This window comes from Dawidia cretensis (genome assembly GCF_018598175.1).
In the GTDB taxonomy this organism is placed as follows: Bacteria; Bacteroidota; Bacteroidia; order Cytophagales; family Cyclobacteriaceae; genus Ohtaekwangia; species Ohtaekwangia cretensis.
This window is the reverse complement of record NZ_JAHESE010000035.1, coordinates 15390-33159: the sequence shown is the minus strand read 5'-3', so window position 1 is coordinate 33159 and position 17770 is coordinate 15390. Positions and strand designations below refer to the sequence as shown.

The 17770-nt window shown below is 53.2% G+C and carries 10 protein-coding genes; 5 read left to right on the top strand and 5 right to left on the bottom strand.

The features are described from left to right. Positions 1-266: 266 nt before the first annotated feature. The 4 genes from KK062_RS24865 to KK062_RS24850 all read right to left on the bottom strand — a co-directional run bounded on the left by KK062_RS24865 (position 267) and on the right by KK062_RS24850 (position 8788). Positions 267-2534: a T9SS type A sorting domain-containing protein gene (locus tag KK062_RS24865; RefSeq protein ID WP_254087078.1), complete on the bottom strand. Its 2268-nt coding sequence runs from the start codon at positions 2532-2534 to the stop codon at positions 267-269. Between the two features lie 80 nt (positions 2535-2614). Further along, positions 2615-4123, bottom strand: coding sequence for a RagB/SusD family nutrient uptake outer membrane protein (locus KK062_RS24860; protein WP_254087077.1), 1509 nt, complete (start codon positions 4121-4123; stop codon positions 2615-2617). Positions 4124-4154: 31 nt separating this feature from the next. After that, on the bottom strand, positions 4155-7568 hold the full coding sequence (locus KK062_RS24855) for a TonB-dependent receptor (protein WP_254087076.1): 3414 nt from the start codon (positions 7566-7568) through the stop codon (positions 4155-4157). Between the two features lie 125 nt (positions 7569-7693). Beyond that, entirely contained in the window at positions 7694-8788 is a 1095-nt protein-coding gene (locus tag KK062_RS24850) for a FecR family protein (protein ID WP_254087075.1), read from the bottom strand. Between the two features lie 217 nt (positions 8789-9005). Here KK062_RS24850 and KK062_RS24845 point away from each other — a divergent pair, with 217 nt between their 5' ends. Next, positions 9006-9581: an RNA polymerase sigma factor gene (locus tag KK062_RS24845; RefSeq protein WP_254087074.1), complete on the top strand. Its 576-nt coding sequence runs from the start codon at positions 9006-9008 to the stop codon at positions 9579-9581. Between the two features lie 166 nt (positions 9582-9747). Here KK062_RS24845 and KK062_RS24840 read toward each other — a convergent pair whose 3' ends face one another. Further along, on the bottom strand, positions 9748-10536 hold the full coding sequence (locus tag KK062_RS24840; protein WP_254087073.1) for a DinB family protein: 789 nt from the start codon (positions 10534-10536) through the stop codon (positions 9748-9750). Positions 10537-10824: 288 nt separating this feature from the next. On the opposite strand from KK062_RS24840, the gene KK062_RS24835 reads away from it, so the two are divergent. From KK062_RS24835 to KK062_RS24820, 4 genes are all read left to right on the top strand, one after another. Then, a complete protein-coding gene (locus KK062_RS24835) occupies positions 10825-11535 on the top strand; it encodes a DUF4397 domain-containing protein (RefSeq protein WP_254087072.1) in 711 nt (236 codons plus the stop codon). Between the two features lie 174 nt (positions 11536-11709). Further along, positions 11710-13155, top strand: a complete 1446-nt coding sequence (locus KK062_RS24830) for a TPM domain-containing protein (protein ID WP_254087071.1) — start codon at positions 11710-11712, stop codon at positions 13153-13155. Between the two features lie 101 nt (positions 13156-13256). Then, positions 13257-13943: an SMI1/KNR4 family protein gene (locus KK062_RS24825; protein ID WP_254087070.1), complete on the top strand. Its 687-nt coding sequence runs from the start codon at positions 13257-13259 to the stop codon at positions 13941-13943. A 434-nt stretch (positions 13944-14377) separates the two neighbouring features. After that, positions 14378-17743, top strand: a complete 3366-nt coding sequence (locus tag KK062_RS24820) for a SusC/RagA family TonB-linked outer membrane protein (RefSeq protein ID WP_254087069.1) — start codon at positions 14378-14380, stop codon at positions 17741-17743. The last annotated feature ends 27 nt before the right edge of the window (positions 17744-17770 follow it).

The following is a 17770-nucleotide window of genomic DNA, read 5'->3' as shown; positions in this document are numbered from 1 at the left end:
ATGCCGCATGCATCTGTATATCTACGTAATATATACGTAGATTTTCTATGTACCTGTATTATCAGGTTAGTGATCGTTGTAACGACTATTTTGTGAAATTCTTTCCACACACCGCTATATAAACAGAGACAGGCTAAAATTACCCCCAGTGATTACGTTGTGCTCGCCGACGGTTGTACTCCGCAGAAACAAAACAGACACCCGGCGTCCGGTCGGGAGGAACATTACCGGCATGTCTGCTTGTTCACAAACCAATTCCTATTCGATCAATCGCGCATCACCTTGAAGACTTTTGTCGTGCCGTCCGTGTGCGCCAGCGTAACAATGTAAATTCCTTTGCGGAAGCTTGCCACACTAAAGCTATACTCCTTGCTCTTTACGTTTTTCACTTCGTTGATCACCTTTCCTTCTGCCGATAACACTTTTAGCGTGCGGATGGTCTTCGCGCTTTGGATCTTGACGATGTCCGTTGCGGGATTGGGGGAAAGTGTGGCCGTATCGTTGGCGTTCTCCGTGAGTGTGCCGGTGACCGTGCCAGGGGTCAGGCGAAAAATGGCGGCATCGCGCCGCGGCACTTCACGCGACAGGTTCGAGCCTTGCAGACCCGTTACCTGGCCGGTGAATAATTCTTTTACGACATACTCCCCAGGTGCAATGCCCAGACGGCTCAGGCTCAGGTCGTATGTTTTCTTCTCTCCATAGTTGATTACGGCCACATACTGACTCGAACCAATAGTCCGTACAAATGTTTCGCTTGCGCCTTGCTCCGCATTTCCTTCTACCGGTGTAAACGCTATGCCGTTCCGGGCGATGGCCAGCAACTCTTCATTCTGCAATAGCTGACGCGCGGTCGATGTCCAGGGGCCCGTGGTCGAATAGTCGTCGCCGGTGATGAGCGTCCCGGTGATCAGACCCGACGCAAACCGTGCACGATTTTCGCCTGCCGTTTCACTTTTAAACACGAGGTGGTCGGCGTCTACATAGTTATATACATACGTCTGCCACCAGCCGTAGGTCGTGCTGTTGAGCGTATATTCTGTCGCACCGATATCGGAGTATGCATCGCAGGCAATGCGGCGCATATGGGCATAACGGCCCGTCGCCAGGTTGGGCGATATGGCTACATATATCAGCATCTTGCTGTTGAGCTGGTCGACCAGGTACTCCATGCCTTTGCGAAAGGCCTGCATGCCGGTCTTCACTGTCGGATCGAAGTAACTGTCGGCTTCGATCGCGGCGTGGCCAATGAAGTCCACCTTGATCATGGTGAAGCCACAATCTTTAAATTTATTGATGAGCAGCTCAATGCGCTTTTGTGTGGCCGGGTGGGTCGGGTCCATGGCGCGGGCACCGTCCAATTCATGATAAGCCCCATTCGCTTTCGTCCAGGTTTCAGAATACTTATAGCTGCTGCCTTCTACCGTCCGGTCGGATTTACCCCAGTCCACAAAGGGCGCCCAGTAGATACCGGGTTGCAGACCCCGCTCCTTGCAATGATCGGCAAACGCTTTCAGTTTGCTAAAGTCGCCGGTGATGCCACCGCTGACCATGTTGTCCCAATACGAGTCCAGATCCACGTAGGCTGTACCGCCGCTGCGATACGCGGGAACGCTGCTGGCAAAAAAATTGGCAACAGCCTTTGCGTTATCGAGGTTCAGTTTATCCTGGATCGCGCCCCAGCTGTTCCAGCCAAAGGGCGTGGGCTTATCCCAGCTAAAGATGTAGCGGGGCTCTGCCAGGGCATTGGCCTTGCCGTATTCATCCAGGCCGTTGCGCCAATCCGTAAACAGACCCACCAGGATCTTAGGTGACTTGACGGTAGTGCCGCTTAGTGTGCCGTGCGTGATACCGTCGCGGGTGATGTCTTTGTCGGTATAACCACCCCAGGCCGTCAGCTCGGTCAACTCGCCGCCGGCGCCGATCGTGCGTACACCCGTCTTCCAGTCTTCGTGCTCGACAGAGCCGATGACAAGGCCGGTGCGGCTGATATTGTCGTAGTAAGCCGTTACCTCGGAGCTGACGTTGGTCAATGTATTGCTCATCGCGCGAGACCTGTAGCGAATAAACGTATCGTTGTCAAACGGCACCAACAACACCCGGTTGTCGCCCGCCACGCCGATCGAGGCCTGGGCCGACACCAGCGGGGCCATGTAGTTGCTGCTGACGGCGGTGCCGCGCAGGTATACTTCCGTAAGAAAATAAGGCTTGCCGGCATACGTATAAAATACCTGTTGTAATTCGGGGAGTCCTGCGCCCGACAGATTAATGATAATCTTTTGACCTGCGCCAAAGGCATCGTTGATGTCGCTACGTTCGATGGTGCGGGTGGTATACGCCGTGCTGGCTACTTCAGTCGTGCTGTTGTGGACTACGGCCCGGGCGTCGGTAATATAGGCTTTATCTTGCTGTGAGACAGTATAGGTACCAGCTTGCAGGTTGTACACGATCTTACCACCATCGCCAAATAAAATGGTCTCCTGGGCCAGCAGAGCCCCCGGCACGTAAAAGATCAGGCATAAAAAGACATACTTCATGATTCGGTTTGTTCAGGTTCGGGATGTAAAAATAAAAAGCGATGCACTGTACGCATCGCTTTTTACTTTATTGTTTTTCGTTAGTAGCCGGGATTTTGATCGTCCACATCGATAAACTCGTTGAGCTTGATCTCGGTATCCGGTATCGGATACAGCACGTGGTGTGCATCGATCCTGCCGTCTGTACCGCCGGCCCAGATGTTGCGCGCCTTCACCAACGACACCAGGTTGTTGGTGCGGATCAGGTCCATGCGGCGCCAGCCTTCAAAGGCCAGCTCGCGCATGCGCTCGTCGAGTATGTTTACACGGAAATCACTTTGCGACATGCCGGTCGACCAGGTTTGTTCGGCCGTGAGCGAGCCACCGAAGGCGCGTGTACGCACCGTTGTATTCACCAGGTCTACCGCCGCGCCGGTTTGATCCAGCTCATTCAGACACTCGCCTTTGCACAGCAGGATGTCGGCCAGACGCAGGTACGGCATGATGGAGCCACCGTTCCAGAAGTTTACTTTCCCGTTGGTGCGGATGTCTTCGAACTTGCGCGTATGGGGACCGAGCTCGTCTTGTTGCCCCGTCCAGGTCAACGTTGGTACGCGACCGTCGGGTAGCGTAAGGTCATACCGGATGCTGGCCAGCTTGCGTGTGTCGCCGGCTTCCCAGACACCACCGTCTTCCACATCGCTGTAGTAGTATTCGGTGGGAAGGGCCAGGTCATATCCGCCAAAATATACGTTTCCGTCCAGGTTGGCCACCGCACGCGAGCCGGCATGATGCTCGGCCATACTATTGTCGGGTTGTGCATTCCGGAACTGGAACGAGTAGATTGACTCCGACAGGTTTTGATTCTGCTCGGCATCGAAAATCCGCTTGTAGTCCGACACCAATGTGTAGTGCGGAATAACCTGGTCAAAGTATTCCAGGGCTTTTGCATAGTCGCGTGTGCCCGCGCCTTCCGGAATCGCCATGTATACTTTTCCAAGCAACGCCAGTGCGGCGTAGCGTGTCGGACGTTTGAGGTCGGTCTGCTCTTCGGGCAGATATTGTCCGGCAAACTCCAGGTCGCTGATGATGCTGGCGTATACGTCTGCCAGCGGCTGGCGGGCCTGACGGTTATTTTCTACCGAGATCAACGGCACCTCACCCCAGAACATGGCTGACTCGAACGTAAGCGTGCCCCGCAGGAACGCGCCGTACGCCTTCAGCTCATTGGAAGTGGCAAAGTGGTATACTTTTGCGGCAGTAGCAATAATAGGCCACCGCTTGTTCCACAAGTCGGCAATTGTCGAATTGGGCGCATCGAGCGCAGCATCGTATTTATCAAGCGCTGCCTGTGTGCTGTTCTCGCGTACCTGCTGTCCACCCTGTTGCGATTCGTCGGTGCCCAGGCACAAGATCAATGCGCCACGGTCCTGGCGGGTGTTACGCCACTGCGTCAGCAAGCCGTCTACGGCATATCCGATCTTTTTGTCATCGGTAAACAAATCTTCTTCGACAAGTTGCACCTTGGGCTTTTCCGTCAGGAAGTCTGAACAGGACGCCAGCAGGATCGCTGCGCAAAGAACTATATAGCGTGTTGTCATCTTTTTCATAGTGTATGTATTTTGATCCGCTACGTACTGATTAAAAACCAAGGTTTACACCTACCACAAACATCCGGGCAGTAGGATACGCATCACCGTTTTCAGGATCGTATCCGTTGTACTTGCTCCAGGTCTTCAGGTTGTTACCCGTCACATACAGTCTCGCGTCTGCCAGCCCGGCGCGGCCGATCATTGCCTTGGGCAGATCGTATGACAGGCTTACCGTTGACAAGCGGAGGAACGACGCATCCTGAATGCCCCACGACGTATCACCGGAGGAGTAGCGACCACCGTTGTCGAAGTTGGCGCGGGGAATGTTGGTATCCGTGTTCGTCGGCGTCCAGCGGTCGAGCATGTCTTTGTGTGCAGCGGTATAACCCGTGCCACTCATCAGTTGCTCATAATACCAGCTGACCGCTTTGGCACCATACGAGTACGTAAACAAGGCGTTCAACGAAAGACCTTTCCACGATACGACAGACGAGAAGCCGCCGTAGAATTTAGGGTCTTTCTTGCCAATGATGACACGGTCGTTTTCGTCAATCACGCCATAGCCCACTTCGCCCGGCTTCTGCTGATCTTTCGGCAGGATATCACCGGGACGCAGGGTCTTGCCCGGCGTCACCAGGCCGCGCACGTATTCCATATCACTCTCCTGGATGATGCGATCAAATTGCAGCATATAGATGGTGTTGATCGACTCGCCCTTGAAGAAGTTGCCTTCGCGCTGAATGTCGGTGTTCGTAAAGCCACCCAGGTTGTAGATAGCATCGGTGCTACCATACAGCTCGGTCACTTTGTTTTTATCGAACGACAGGTTGGCCGTCAGGTTCCAGCGGATGTCGTTCGTCTGTACCACGGCGGCGTTAGCCGAAAACTCTACACCGCGGTTGGTCATTTCGCCAACGTTCTCGATCGTAGAAGGGAAGCCCGTTGTCGTCGACAGCGACCGCTTCATCAACAGGTTGGAGTTGACGATGTTGAAGTAGTCGGCCGTAAACGTCACGCGGTTGTTCAGCACCGCCAGGTCTACACCGACGTTCAGCTGATCTTGTTTTTCCCAGGTCAGGTCCCAGGTACCGCGCAGGTCGTTCGGACGGAATACAACTGTACCGTTCGAGTAAGACGCGTTGTAGCGCGTATAGAATGCATAATCCGGAATATTCTGGTTACCGACACGACCGTAGCCGGCGCGCAGCTTGATCACATCAAAGAGCTGTTGATCTTCCAGGAAGCCTTCGTTGGCCAGGTTCCAGCCCAGGGCCACCGAGGGGAATACACCCCAACGGTTTCCTGGCGAGAAACGCGAAGAGCCGTCAATCCGGGCGGTGATGGTCGCCATATACCGATCGTCATATTCATAGTTCACGCGACCGAGGTATGACATCAGGGCGGAACGTGTATAATCCGAGCCGAGCTCGAAGTTATTGCGATCGTAAGCAGCACCGAGGCCATAATAGCTGAAGTCGTCCAGCGGGAAGCCACGACCGGTGGCGTTTGTCCACTTGAACGTGTTACGGCTCATGCTGGTCGTGACCAGGAAACTCAGGGAATGCTGATCAAATTGTTTCGCATACGTAATCGAGTTATCCCACTGGAAGTTAAACACGTGGTCCATGTTGTGCTTGGCCTGGCCGGCATAACCACTGCGCTTCGACTGTTGGATGTCGCTTGGAATATACTCATAGTATTCCTGATCGATAAAGTCTACTGTCAGGTTGGTACGGATGGTCAGACCTTCGATGGGGTTCACGCTCAGATAGTTTGAGGAGAAGACACGGTTCTTGCTGCGATCTTTGGCGATGCGCAAGGTGTTGATCGGGTTTTCCGCATCCTGATCCCAGTTACTGCCCCAAGCCAGATACAAGGCGCTCGTGTCAGTCGACAACATAGGATTGGCAGCCCGTGCATCCGAAAATGCCTGGTCGTCTACCAGATCTTCTTGTGTACGGCTGAACGAGGTGTTAGTACCTACTTTCAACCATGACTTGATAGACTGCTCGGCATTGATACGGCCGGTATAGCGCTTAAAGCCAGAGCTTTTCACCAGGCCTTGCTGATCCAGGTAGCCGAGGCTGATATAGTACGAACCTTTGTTGGTACCACCGGAAAATCCGAGTACGTGGTTTTGCTGTACAGCAGAAGAGCGGGTCACCTTGTCAAGCCAGTTGTAGTTTTTGCCGGCAGCGTGTGAGCGAAGCTCGTAGTCGGAAAAACGATTCTGACCGAATACGATGTCACGCATAAAGTCATCGTGCGTGGCGCCGGGGTTTGCGTTATAATAGGCCTCTCCTACCGTCGGTGCATTTTCCAGGGCATCGATCCGCAGGTTATACATATCGTTCGCGCCAAGCGTAATGTCGTCGTTTAAGAACTCTTGTACACCTACCCAGCCATCATACGTGATCTTACCATCACCGTTTTTGCCTTTCTTGGTCGTGATGATCACCACACCGTTCGCACCGCGCGATCCATACAGCGCGGTAGACGATGCATCTTTCAGCACATTGATCGACGCCACATCGCTGAGGTTGATCATATTGAAGTCGCGCTCCATGACCACGCCGTCCACGACGTAGATCGGGCTCGCGCCATATTGCATGGAGTTGTTACCGCGTACCTTGATGGTGACATCGCCACCAGGCTGTGCATTGTTGCGGATATATACACCCGCGGCACGGCCTTGCAAGGCTTCGTTGATAGACGCCACCGGCCGCTCGCGCAACGTAGACTCGCTCACGTTTACCACAGCACCCGTCAGGTCTTTTTCTTTCAGTGATGCACCGACTACGACTACTTCCTCCAGCGAGCGGATATCGGGCTCCATCTGGATGTCAACCTGTGTGCGCTCAGAGAGTTGAATCTCCTGTGTGGCATAGCCGATAAACGATACCAGCAGAATGCCGCTTTCATAAGATGTCGGGATATTGAGGGTGTACGCACCGTCTGCATCGGTTACTGTACCGATGCTCGTGCCTTTTACCAACACGCTTACACCGGGCAACGCCATATTCATCTCGTCGGTGATCTTACCGGTGATGGTTCGGTCGAGCGGTTGGGCTTCCGGCGTAGCGATGGCTGCCAGTGCTGCCTGCTTGCGCAGGACGATTTGGTCTTCGACCGCTTCGAATGCGATGGCGTACGGCAAAAACAGTCGTTGCAGCACCTCGTCAAGCTCGTCGTTCGTGGCTTTCAGGCTCACCTTCTCGTGCACAGGCACTACTTCGGGGCTGTAAATAAACCGTACGCCGGCAGCTTCTTCAATCTTGTTCAGAAGCGTGATCATCTCCTGATTTTCGACATCAAGCGAAATGCGGCGGTTTAGGGCGTCTTGTCCGTGGGTCTCGGTGGCCAATGCCATTCCTGAGCACGTCAGGACGATTAGAACCGGAATCATGGCTACTCTCATAATGAACATGAAAAATGAGCGATGGACATGTAAAGATTTTTCCATACATTGGATAGTTTTTTATTATTATTTATTACACCGGACCGGTGGTGCTGCGAACATCATCGGTCCTCTTATTTTTTAGGGGTGGTATTGCTGTTATCTCATAGGCATAGGTTGGTTAGCTTGGGTTAATTTCTACAGCCGTGTCCTTCGATTGCCACGCGGTCGTTTGCCAGCGTATAGCGCACGCCGATGGACCGGCAGATCAGGTCAAGTTTAAGGGCGAAAGGCTCGTCTGTAAAACGCGCCGTTACCGAACATCCCGCGACCTGTTGAGGGTCGTAGGCAATCGTCACACCGTACGCTTTCTCCAATGCGTGGAACGCCGCTGCGACGGGCGTCCCGGTAAATTGCAGATAGGTATCGGGCACGTCAAGGGCATCCACTGCCGCCGCTTCCAGTCGTGTATGTTGCAACTGTTTGTCCACCTCGCCATAGGTCAGCTGCTCGTTTTGCGTCAGCACCACATTGGGCTTCTGTTGAGGGTCTTGCTGCGGAGCAGCGCTGTCGGTATAAATCCCCACCGTACCGGTTCGTACGATCACCCGCACCTGGCGTCCGGGCGCCTGGGTGTCGATCTCGAAGCTCGTGCCCAGCACTTTGGCGACGAGGTGACCCGCGTTGACATAAAAAGGCTTTTTCGCATTCTTCGTTACTTCAAAAAATGCCTGTCCTTCCAGGACAACTTCGCGCGTGTTACCATCAAATGCCTTGGGGTATACGATCCGGCTGTTCTGCGAAAGCAGCACAGAGCTATTGTCTGGCAAAGTGATAAGGATGGGCTCCTCACTTTCGTTTACACGCTCGATGCGATAGTTGTCAGCGGTATAGAGTGTGTGTACGGTGTCGGATGATGCGAGCCTGGTAAAAAGATACCAGCTGGCCATAAATACTACAGTAACCGATGCAGCAATCGTTAACCAATATACAGGCCGGCGTGAAGTCCTTTCTTCCTGTACGTGTTGTTGTTCCTCTTCGTCGAGGATGTCGAGTATCTGCGTTACCTCCTGGCGGATCTCCGCATCGCTGATCGTTTCGGCGTGTACGGGATGAATGGCAAGCACCATCGCCCGCGCACGTTCTACCGTGACGCGCTGCTGCGGATTCTCGTCCACCCACCGCTGCCAGGCCAGGTCTTCGCTGGCGCTGGGACGCCGCACCCAGGCCCGGAACCGGCTGTCGTCGATGAAGTTCTCTACTGTATAGTGTCTATAATGATCCATTGACCGCAATCGTGTGTATAATGACAATAGACAACGATTGCAATTTTCTACTCTTCGTTGGGGAAAGATTTTTTTCGAAACTTCAAAAACAAGGGCAGCGGCCCTAAAATGAGGTTTCGGCCGTTAAAAAACGTTTGCAAGCAGGGCGTACACTTTTATATCCCGTAAAAAAGTTCAACCTTTAAGCCACTTAATACAGGCTTAACATCGAGTACGCTTGAAATCACAACCATCCACGGATCAAGACGATAGCCTTTGGGAGGAATTCAGAAGGGGAAGTAAGGCCAGCTTTGAGGCGCTCATGACGACGCATTATCGAAGCTTGTTCAGCTACGGAACCAAGTTCTCCAAAGATGCCGAGTTCGTAAAAGATTGCTTGCAAGAGCTGTTCCTGGAGCTTTGGCGTAACCGTCAAACGATCGGCGCTACCGACTATGTGAAGTCGTATCTCTTTAAAAGCGTGCGGCACAAGATCTTCCGCGAGCTCCATAAGAACCGGTGGCACCTGAACGTCGAAACCATCGAAGACAACTACTACTTCGACGTGGAATTCTCCATCGAGCACCACCTCATTCGCGAACAAACGCTGCGCGAGACATCCAGCAAATTTGCCGAGCTGCTCAACACACTTCCCAAGCGCCAGAAAGAAATTATCTACCTGCGCTTTTACCAGGACCTCGAAGTATCCGAGATCGTACAGATCATGGAGATCAACGCACAGTCCGTTTACAATCTACTGCACAAAGCCCTCGCCAACCTGCGTGAGCCCTTCCAGGCCCGCATGCACTCCTGAAACAGTGTGAAGTGTGAGAGCGGTGTTTTCTCTGGTTCAAGTCTTCCGACCAAAGGGAGGGCGACTTGGACCTGCCCTGATGCCAGTCTTCAGACTGGCGAGGAGACAACGTCGTAACCTACCCTACCACACCCCGCAAACCGACACAACCCCCACACATTCACACTCACACGGTCTTTCCCATCACCAACAGAATCTTCAACACCAACCCAATCTGCCCCAAGTGATATATGTCATGTTGAATCGTCCCCGCAACAGCATCTTCATAAGTACACCCCGGCTGATATTCTCCCGCCAGGTATCGATCATCCTTCTGTAACAACAAAGCACGCAGGGTAACCTGTGTATTTTCCAATTCAAGGCGCAATCCCTCCCAACCCTTCGCCTGCAGTACATCCAGCGGCAAAAAGTTAAGGCGCGCGCGTGTCTCGTCGCGGTAGACGTTGTCGCCCCGCAGCCAGTGGATCAATACGGTGCGCCAGTAAATGCAATGCCATACAATCTCGGCCACGCTGTGTACGCCGGGGACGGGCGTGGCAAAGGCCTGTTCGGAAGTCAGCCCGTCCAGTTTGCCCAGCAGGCTCTCGTCGAGCCAGTTGCCGCCGTGGTACGTTTGCTCCAACTGGTACAAATAGTGATGAATCTTCGTGCGCGATACATCAAAGCACTCATAGTGCTGAACATGCTCTTCAAAATCCAGCAAGATGCCCCGGTCTTCCGCATAATATTTTGCCCGCCGGAAATCGTCGCCGGCGAAGGCTTTTACGGAGGGTAGATCATCCCATTCCGTAACGGTCCAGAAGTGACAAGCATCATTTTCCTGCTTGCGCCATATTTTGGCCGACAGGTTACCAGGCGTCTGCCGGTACTCTTCTGTACCGGCGACCACAAGTTGTTCCAGATACCGGTCCCCATCCTCCGGGCGTGTTCGTCCATGCCAGATGCGTGTGATCATAGAGTGCGTTTTCTAAATCAATATCGCTTAAAAAAAGGTGCCGACAAATGCGCGGAAATGCACGACGAAATGCCCGCTGGCAAGTCGTTTTTCTACAGGCATTCGAACCTTTCGGCGCCTTCAGGTGTCTAAGATCTTGTAAGCCCATCAGCGGCGGAGGATTGTAGCGATTGATAAAACTTTTACTCTAGCGTATTACCAGATGCCCACTGTGCTGGAAACAGTACCGGAAGCTCCTTGTCTTCTGGCGTAGCGCTTTATTGATTCTAGTAAAACAACCAATTAAAAATGATGAAGACCAGAAAAACGTTTCAGATGGGAATGGTGGCTTTGATGGCCGCTGTGTCCCTGGTAATGGGAGGCTGTTTAGATGACGACTCCAATAACAATATCGTAAACATACCCGTGTCGTATGTCTCGTTGTACAATGCATCACCGAACGCGCCGGCATTGAACGTCGTCGTCGACGATCGGCTGATCAACGGCAACGCGCCGCTGCGATATGCAGACTATACCGGCTACCTGCGATTTCATACCGGCGAGCGCACGCTGGAAGTGGGCCCATACGGCGCCAACAATATAACACTGGATACGGCCATTACGCTGGTGAACAACCGCGCATACTCGATTTTTGTCGTCGACAATTATGAGAATGCCGAGCTGCTCGTGCTGAACGACTCATCGGCTACCGAGCCGGCCACCGGCAAAGCCATGATACGTTTTGTCAACCTGTCGCCGGATGCTGCTCCGCTGACACTGAAAGTAAAAGATGCAGCCGGCAACCTGACGGATGCGCAGTCTTTTAAGAACGCAACGCCGTTCCAGGAAGTGGATGCCCAGTCATACAACTTTGAAGTTGTTGCAGGTGGCGAGTCGGTATTGAACATTCCCAATGTGTCGCTACCAGCCGGAGCGTATAAAACGGTGCTGGTGCGCGGGTACAAAACACCCCCTGCCGGCAACACCAATGTGCTGAGCGGCGAAGTGATCGTACACTAACAAACCAATCCGGGTGTTTGTAACCTCACATACAAACGCCCGGCTTTTTTTACTCCTATTCTAGCCGTCATTGTTGCGCCATTTGTTGACGAGGTAATATTTTGCCCTGTTTTGCGGCCTTTCCACCCCTTCTTTTTACGCCGCCTGCCGTATCTTGTCAGCATTCTACGCCGCATGAAATACCTGATCCTCTCCTTGTCTTTCCTGCTCGCACCAACACGCTATGCCCAGTGGACGGTCGAGTCTATTCCCAACCAAAAGCTCGTCAACGGCAGCTATGTGTCGAATCCCGATGACATCCTGACCGAAACCACAACGGCCAGTCTCGATGCCTTGCTGACGAGCCTGGAAGACAGCACGACGGTGCAGACAGCCATTGTCGCCGTCAAATCCATCGGTGACGCCGACATTTTTACTTTCGCCCAGGACCTCTTTACATACTGGGGCATTGGCCAGAAAGCGAACGATAACGGCCTGCTCATCCTGCTGGTGGAAGAGACCCACACCATCCGGTTCCACACGGGCTACGGACTGGAAGGGGTGCTGACCGATGCACGTTGCAAGCGCATTCAAACGGAATACATGGTACCCCTGTTTAAGGAGGGTGACTACAACGGCGGCATGCTGGCCGGTGTCGAAGCGGTTGTAAAGGTGATCAGCGACCCGGCGTATGCCGATGAGCTGGAAGCCGAAGAAACCAGTAACGGCATGGGCGATTATGCCGGCGCGGTCGCCTTTCTGTGTTTCTTTGTATTGCCCATCCTGCTGGTGTCGTTTGCCATCAAGCTGGTCAATAAATCCTTCAGCAATTCGAAAAACCCATCCCATACAGAATATCCTGAAATGCGGGTAACCAAGCTCGCATGGGTCGCGGAGTTCCTGCTGGCGCCGACGCTGATCGTTGCCGCCATCGGCGTGAGCGGCAGCACCCAACCCTTTATCGTTGCCATGCTTGGGTTGTATCTGTATTTCCTGATTACGTTGCTGCACCGCCAGTGGCGCATGAAGCGCGTCATACGTCGGTTGGTGAAAGACGGCGACTATCATGGTGTGGTCGGGTTCCTGCGCAGCAACCAGGTCTATTGGTTCTTTATGGGGCTGCTATATCCTCTGCCATTCTTACCTTACTTCTTTTACCACCTCGTCCGTAAACGCCGATATCGCAACCATCCCCGCGCGTGTGCCAGCTGCCAGGGGGATATGGTCAAGCTCGACGAGAAGGGCGACGACGCATACCTGTCAAAAGCCCAGCTGATCGAAGAGAACATTCGCTCAGTGGACTACGACGTGTGGCAATGCGCCGCCTGCCAGGATACCGAGGTCTGGAACTATCCGAATCGTTCATCCCGGTATAAAAACTGCTCGTACTGCCGTTCGCAGACGTCATACCTCATTAGCCGGAAAACATTGCGGGCAGCGACCTACTCATCGTCGGGGCAGGGAGAAGAGATTAATGGCTGCGTTCATTGCGGAAAACGCAAGCGTAGCACCTATAGCATTGCCCGGCTGGAGCGCTCGTCGAGCAGCTCAAGCGGAAGCAGCTCCTCATCCAGCGGGAGTAGCGGCGGTAGCTGGGGTGGCGGCAGCTCGGGGGGTGGCGGCGCCAGCAGCAGCTGGTAACCTCCTGCAGTAAAAACAGCAATTTCATAAGAATACTTACGCGCTCGACGGACTAAGCGACGATCCTGCTATATTTCGTTGTATATAGTATATACCCTTCTATGAAAATAGTGTTGCTTCTGTTTCTCCTGCCTTTCCTGACGACGGTCACCGTCAGGGCAGCGATGCGCGCCAAAGAGATCAGTCCCCTGGCCATCGAGTACTTTGTTTCGCCCGACCTCAAGGCCCTCCTCCGCCGTCTGGACGCCAGCCTGCAGAAGAACGATCCTACCCTCTACGCCACACTCCAGGCGCCGCTCACAGACGCCGAGATCCAGGCCCTCGAGAAAAAATACGACACCAAAGTGCCGGCCGAGCTTCGCGAGCTCTACCGTTGGAAGAACGGCCAACGCTTTGACGGCAAGACGCACAGCCTTTTTGGCAATAAGACCTTTATGACGCTGGAGGAAGCGCTCCTCAACCGCGACGAGCTGAACGACCTGACCACTTCCGAACAGACTGAAGATCAATTCAAGATCAGAAATTGGTGGCGGGTAAGTTGGATCCCCATTTTTGAAAATGGCGGCGGTGATTACCTGTGTTATGACACGGAAGGAACTTTCACAGGCAAACCCAATCAGATCGTAGACTACTATCATGGCGAAACTTACCGCCGCGTTGTCGCGCCCACCTTGACGGCCATGTTGGAAGCCATCACAACCATAGTCGACAAAAAGATCGAAGACGAAGACGACTACACCCGCGCGCATCACCCCGGCTACCCACGCCGCTTCGACCTGACCGAATAATCCCTCCCTCCGATCAACAACTACCGTGCTGTGCGGTAGGTAATACTACTTCCGTTAACACACGTTCGCATACCTGTGTTAACGCTTCAATTATTGTTTATGCGAAGTGTATACAATTGTGTGCACACGATTTCAACTTATCAATTATTCTCTTATCTTCATCACGTTATTCCATTTCTGTTTAGCCGAAACTATCGGCTACCATTTGTTTGCTTGCTTTCTGGCAGTTCGTACGAGACGATATAAGATCAATATATCGTACGGTATTGTATTGTCATTTCCTTTTCTTTCTCTCTGTGAAGATTGTTCCGTGAGATAGGTATTTCCGTAGGTATTTTTCTATAGGGGCTTTTCTATCGGTAAACATGTATATGTATTGCTATACCTGACTACGTCCGCTATGAATCTTTCTATCAACATAACCCCTAAATACGATGCGCATACCACTACACAACACCTGGTGCGGTATGGCCCTGGTGACAGGCCTTTGCTTGTTGCCGGCCCACGCCTTTGCCCATGCGGCAACAACCGCTTCAAATGCTAAACACATTCATGCCCGGCGTCCGGTCGACATCACGATCACGGGCCGCGTAACCGACGACACCAACAGCCCCTTGCCCGGAGTAAACGTCCTGGTAAAAGGTACCTCGAATGGTACCACCTCGGATGCCGAAGGAAACTACCGTATCTCGGCACCGGAAACCGCGACACTGGTTTTCTCCTTCATCGGCTATACCGTCCAGGAGGTTCCGGTCAACAACCAAACGATCATCAACGTATCCCTGGTGCCGGACGTTGTATCCCTCTCCGAAGTGGTGGTGACCGGCTACGGTACCCAATCGAAGCGCGACATCACCGGTGCCGTGGCGACCATTGATGCCAGCCGGTTACTAACGACTCCCTCCACAAACTTCGGGCAAGCCATGCAAGGAAAAGTTGCCGGTGTAACCGTCGGCAATGAGAACAGTCCCGGTGGAGGTGTAATGGTCCGTATTCGCGGCTTTGGCACCATCAATGACAACTCGCCGCTCTATGTCGTCGACGGTGTGCCCACCAAAGGCAACCTCAATACGCTCAATCCCAACGACATCGAGTCCATGCAGATTCTGAAAGATGCCTCTGCGGCATCGATCTATGGATCGCGGGCGGGCAACGGCGTTATCATCATCACCACCAAGAAAGGTAAAGTAGGCAAGCCGGTCTTTACATACGACATGTACATTGGCACACAACGACCGGGCAAGTTGCTCGACCTGCTCAACACGCAGGAATATGCGCAACTGACGTGGGAGTCGCGCATCAATGCCGGTGTCGTATCGGAAGATAACGGCTACCCACGACACGCACAGTTCGGCAACGGCCCAACCCCCGTTATACCCGACTATATTTTCCCGGCGGGAGCCATGGAAGGCGACCCGCGCGTAGCGCAGGATGCCAATGGCAACTACATCAATTACAGCCGTGACATCGACAATGCCACCTTTAACCGCGACAAGTGGCTCATCACCAAAGCAAACAAACAGGGAACTGACTGGCTGGAGGAAATCTTTGACCCGGCGCCCATTCAAAGTCACCAGATCGGCGTGTCGGGTGGCAATGAAAGCGGCCGGTATGCCATGTCGGTAAACTACTTCAATCAGGAAGGGATCATGATCTATACCAACTACAAACGCTATTCGCTTCGCGCCAATACCGAATTCAACATCAACAAACGCGTGCGGGTGGGTGAGAACTTCCAGGTTGCCTTTGGCCAGCGTTTAAATCAACCCAACGGCAACAGCAACGAAAGCAACCCGACCTCCTTTGCCTTCCGCATTCAGCCCATTGTGCCGGTATACGATGTATCGGGTACCACATTTGCCGGTACACGCGGCACCGACCTCGACAACTCGCGCAACCCCGTCGCCGACCTCTGGCGCAACAAAGACAACCTTCAAAAAGAGTTGCGCCTCTTTGGAAATGCCTACGCCGAAGTCGACATTCTCGACAACCTCACCGCAAAGACCAGCTTTGGTGTGGACTACAATACCTTTAACTTCCGCGATTATATCATTCGGGATATCGAATCGTCGGAATCGCGCGGCTCCAATTCTCTCAAGACCACCAACAACTACGAGTGGACCTGGACGTGGTTTAATACCTTAACCTACAACGTTACCCTGAACGATATTCACCGGATCAACTTCATCGTCGGTACGGAATCCATCAAAGACTATTACGAAACCTTTGATGCAAGCCGTACGAACTTCTACTCCGACGATCTCGAAAACCGGTACCTGGGTAGTGGCACGGGTGCGCAGACCAACAACGGTGGCGCGAGTGACTGGGCCCTGGCATCAGAATTCGCCAAGATCAACTACAACCTCTCGGAAAAATACCTGCTGGAAGGCACACTGCGCCGCGACCGCTCGTCACGGTTCTCGTCCAACAACCTGGTGGCGTATTTCCCTGCGGTGAGCGCCGGGTGGGTATTTTCAGAAGAGCGTTTCGCACAAAGCTTGAATACCTGGCTCGACCGCGCCAAGCTGCGTGTAGGCTGGGGCCAGACCGGCAACCAGGAGATTGGCTATTATAACGCGTTCACGATATACTCCACCAATCCCGCCACATCGGCCTACGACCTGAGCGGCTCGCGCACGTCAGCAATACCGGGGTATGAAATGACTCAGTTCGGCAACCCGGATGCCAAATGGGAGACGACGACATCGACAAACGTCGGTCTGGATGTCACGCTACTGGCGAATAAGCTCGATATCAACCTGGACTGGTATAACCGCGTAACATCCCAGATGCTATTCCCCGTAGCCGGTCCGCTCACGGCAGGCGTTGCCACGGTACCCTTCCGCAACATCGGCTCGATGCGAAACCGCGGTATCGACCTGGCGATTGCTTATCACGGTCAGGCCATGGGCGGCGAAGTATTCTACGATGTAGAAGGTAATTTCAGCACCTATCGCAATGTCGTGACCAAAACCACCGGCGATGCCAACACACAATACTTTGGTATAAACGACGAGCGTATCCAAAATTTTGTCGTCACGCAACAGGACTACCCCATCTCATCATTCTTTGGCTATATCATCGATGGCATCTTCCAGAGCGACGACCAGGCTGCAGCAGCGCCCGTCAATAATCTGCGTGCAAACGAAAATCGCGCAGGACGATTTATCTTCCGCGATGTCAGTGGACCCGAAGGCGTTCCCGATGGCGTAATCAACGCGCGCGACCTGACGATCATTGGCAACCCGCACCCCGATTTTACGTACGGCATCAACCTGAATGTGCGGTATAAAAACTTTGGCCTCACGATCTTCGGACAGGGTGTCGCGGGCAACGACATTTTTAACTACGTCAAATACTGGACGGATTTCCCCACATTCGCCGGTAACCGCAGCAAGCGGATGTTATACGAATCGTGGCGTCCAGGCAAAACGGATGCCGTGTTGCCGCAGCTCACCTCAAATGACCCGGTCAGTATTCTACCGTCGACATACTATATCGAGTCTGGCTCCTACTTCCGGTTTAAAAACATCCAATTCACCTATTCCCTGCCGCAGACGCTCGTGTCGAAAATCGGGCTGTCATCGGTGCGGGTATATGTACAGGGCCAAAACCTGATCACGTTAACCAACTATTCAGGCATGGATCCCGAGATCAACCTGCGCAACTATGTATCGGGTAACGACCGCGTGGCCGGCACCTATAGCTACACGTCCGGCACAGACCGCCAGCTGGGGGTAGACGGTGGCGCATACCCGGCTGCGAAACAATACCTGGTTGGCCTTAACCTCACTTTCTAATTCTACATGATATGAAAACAAATAAAC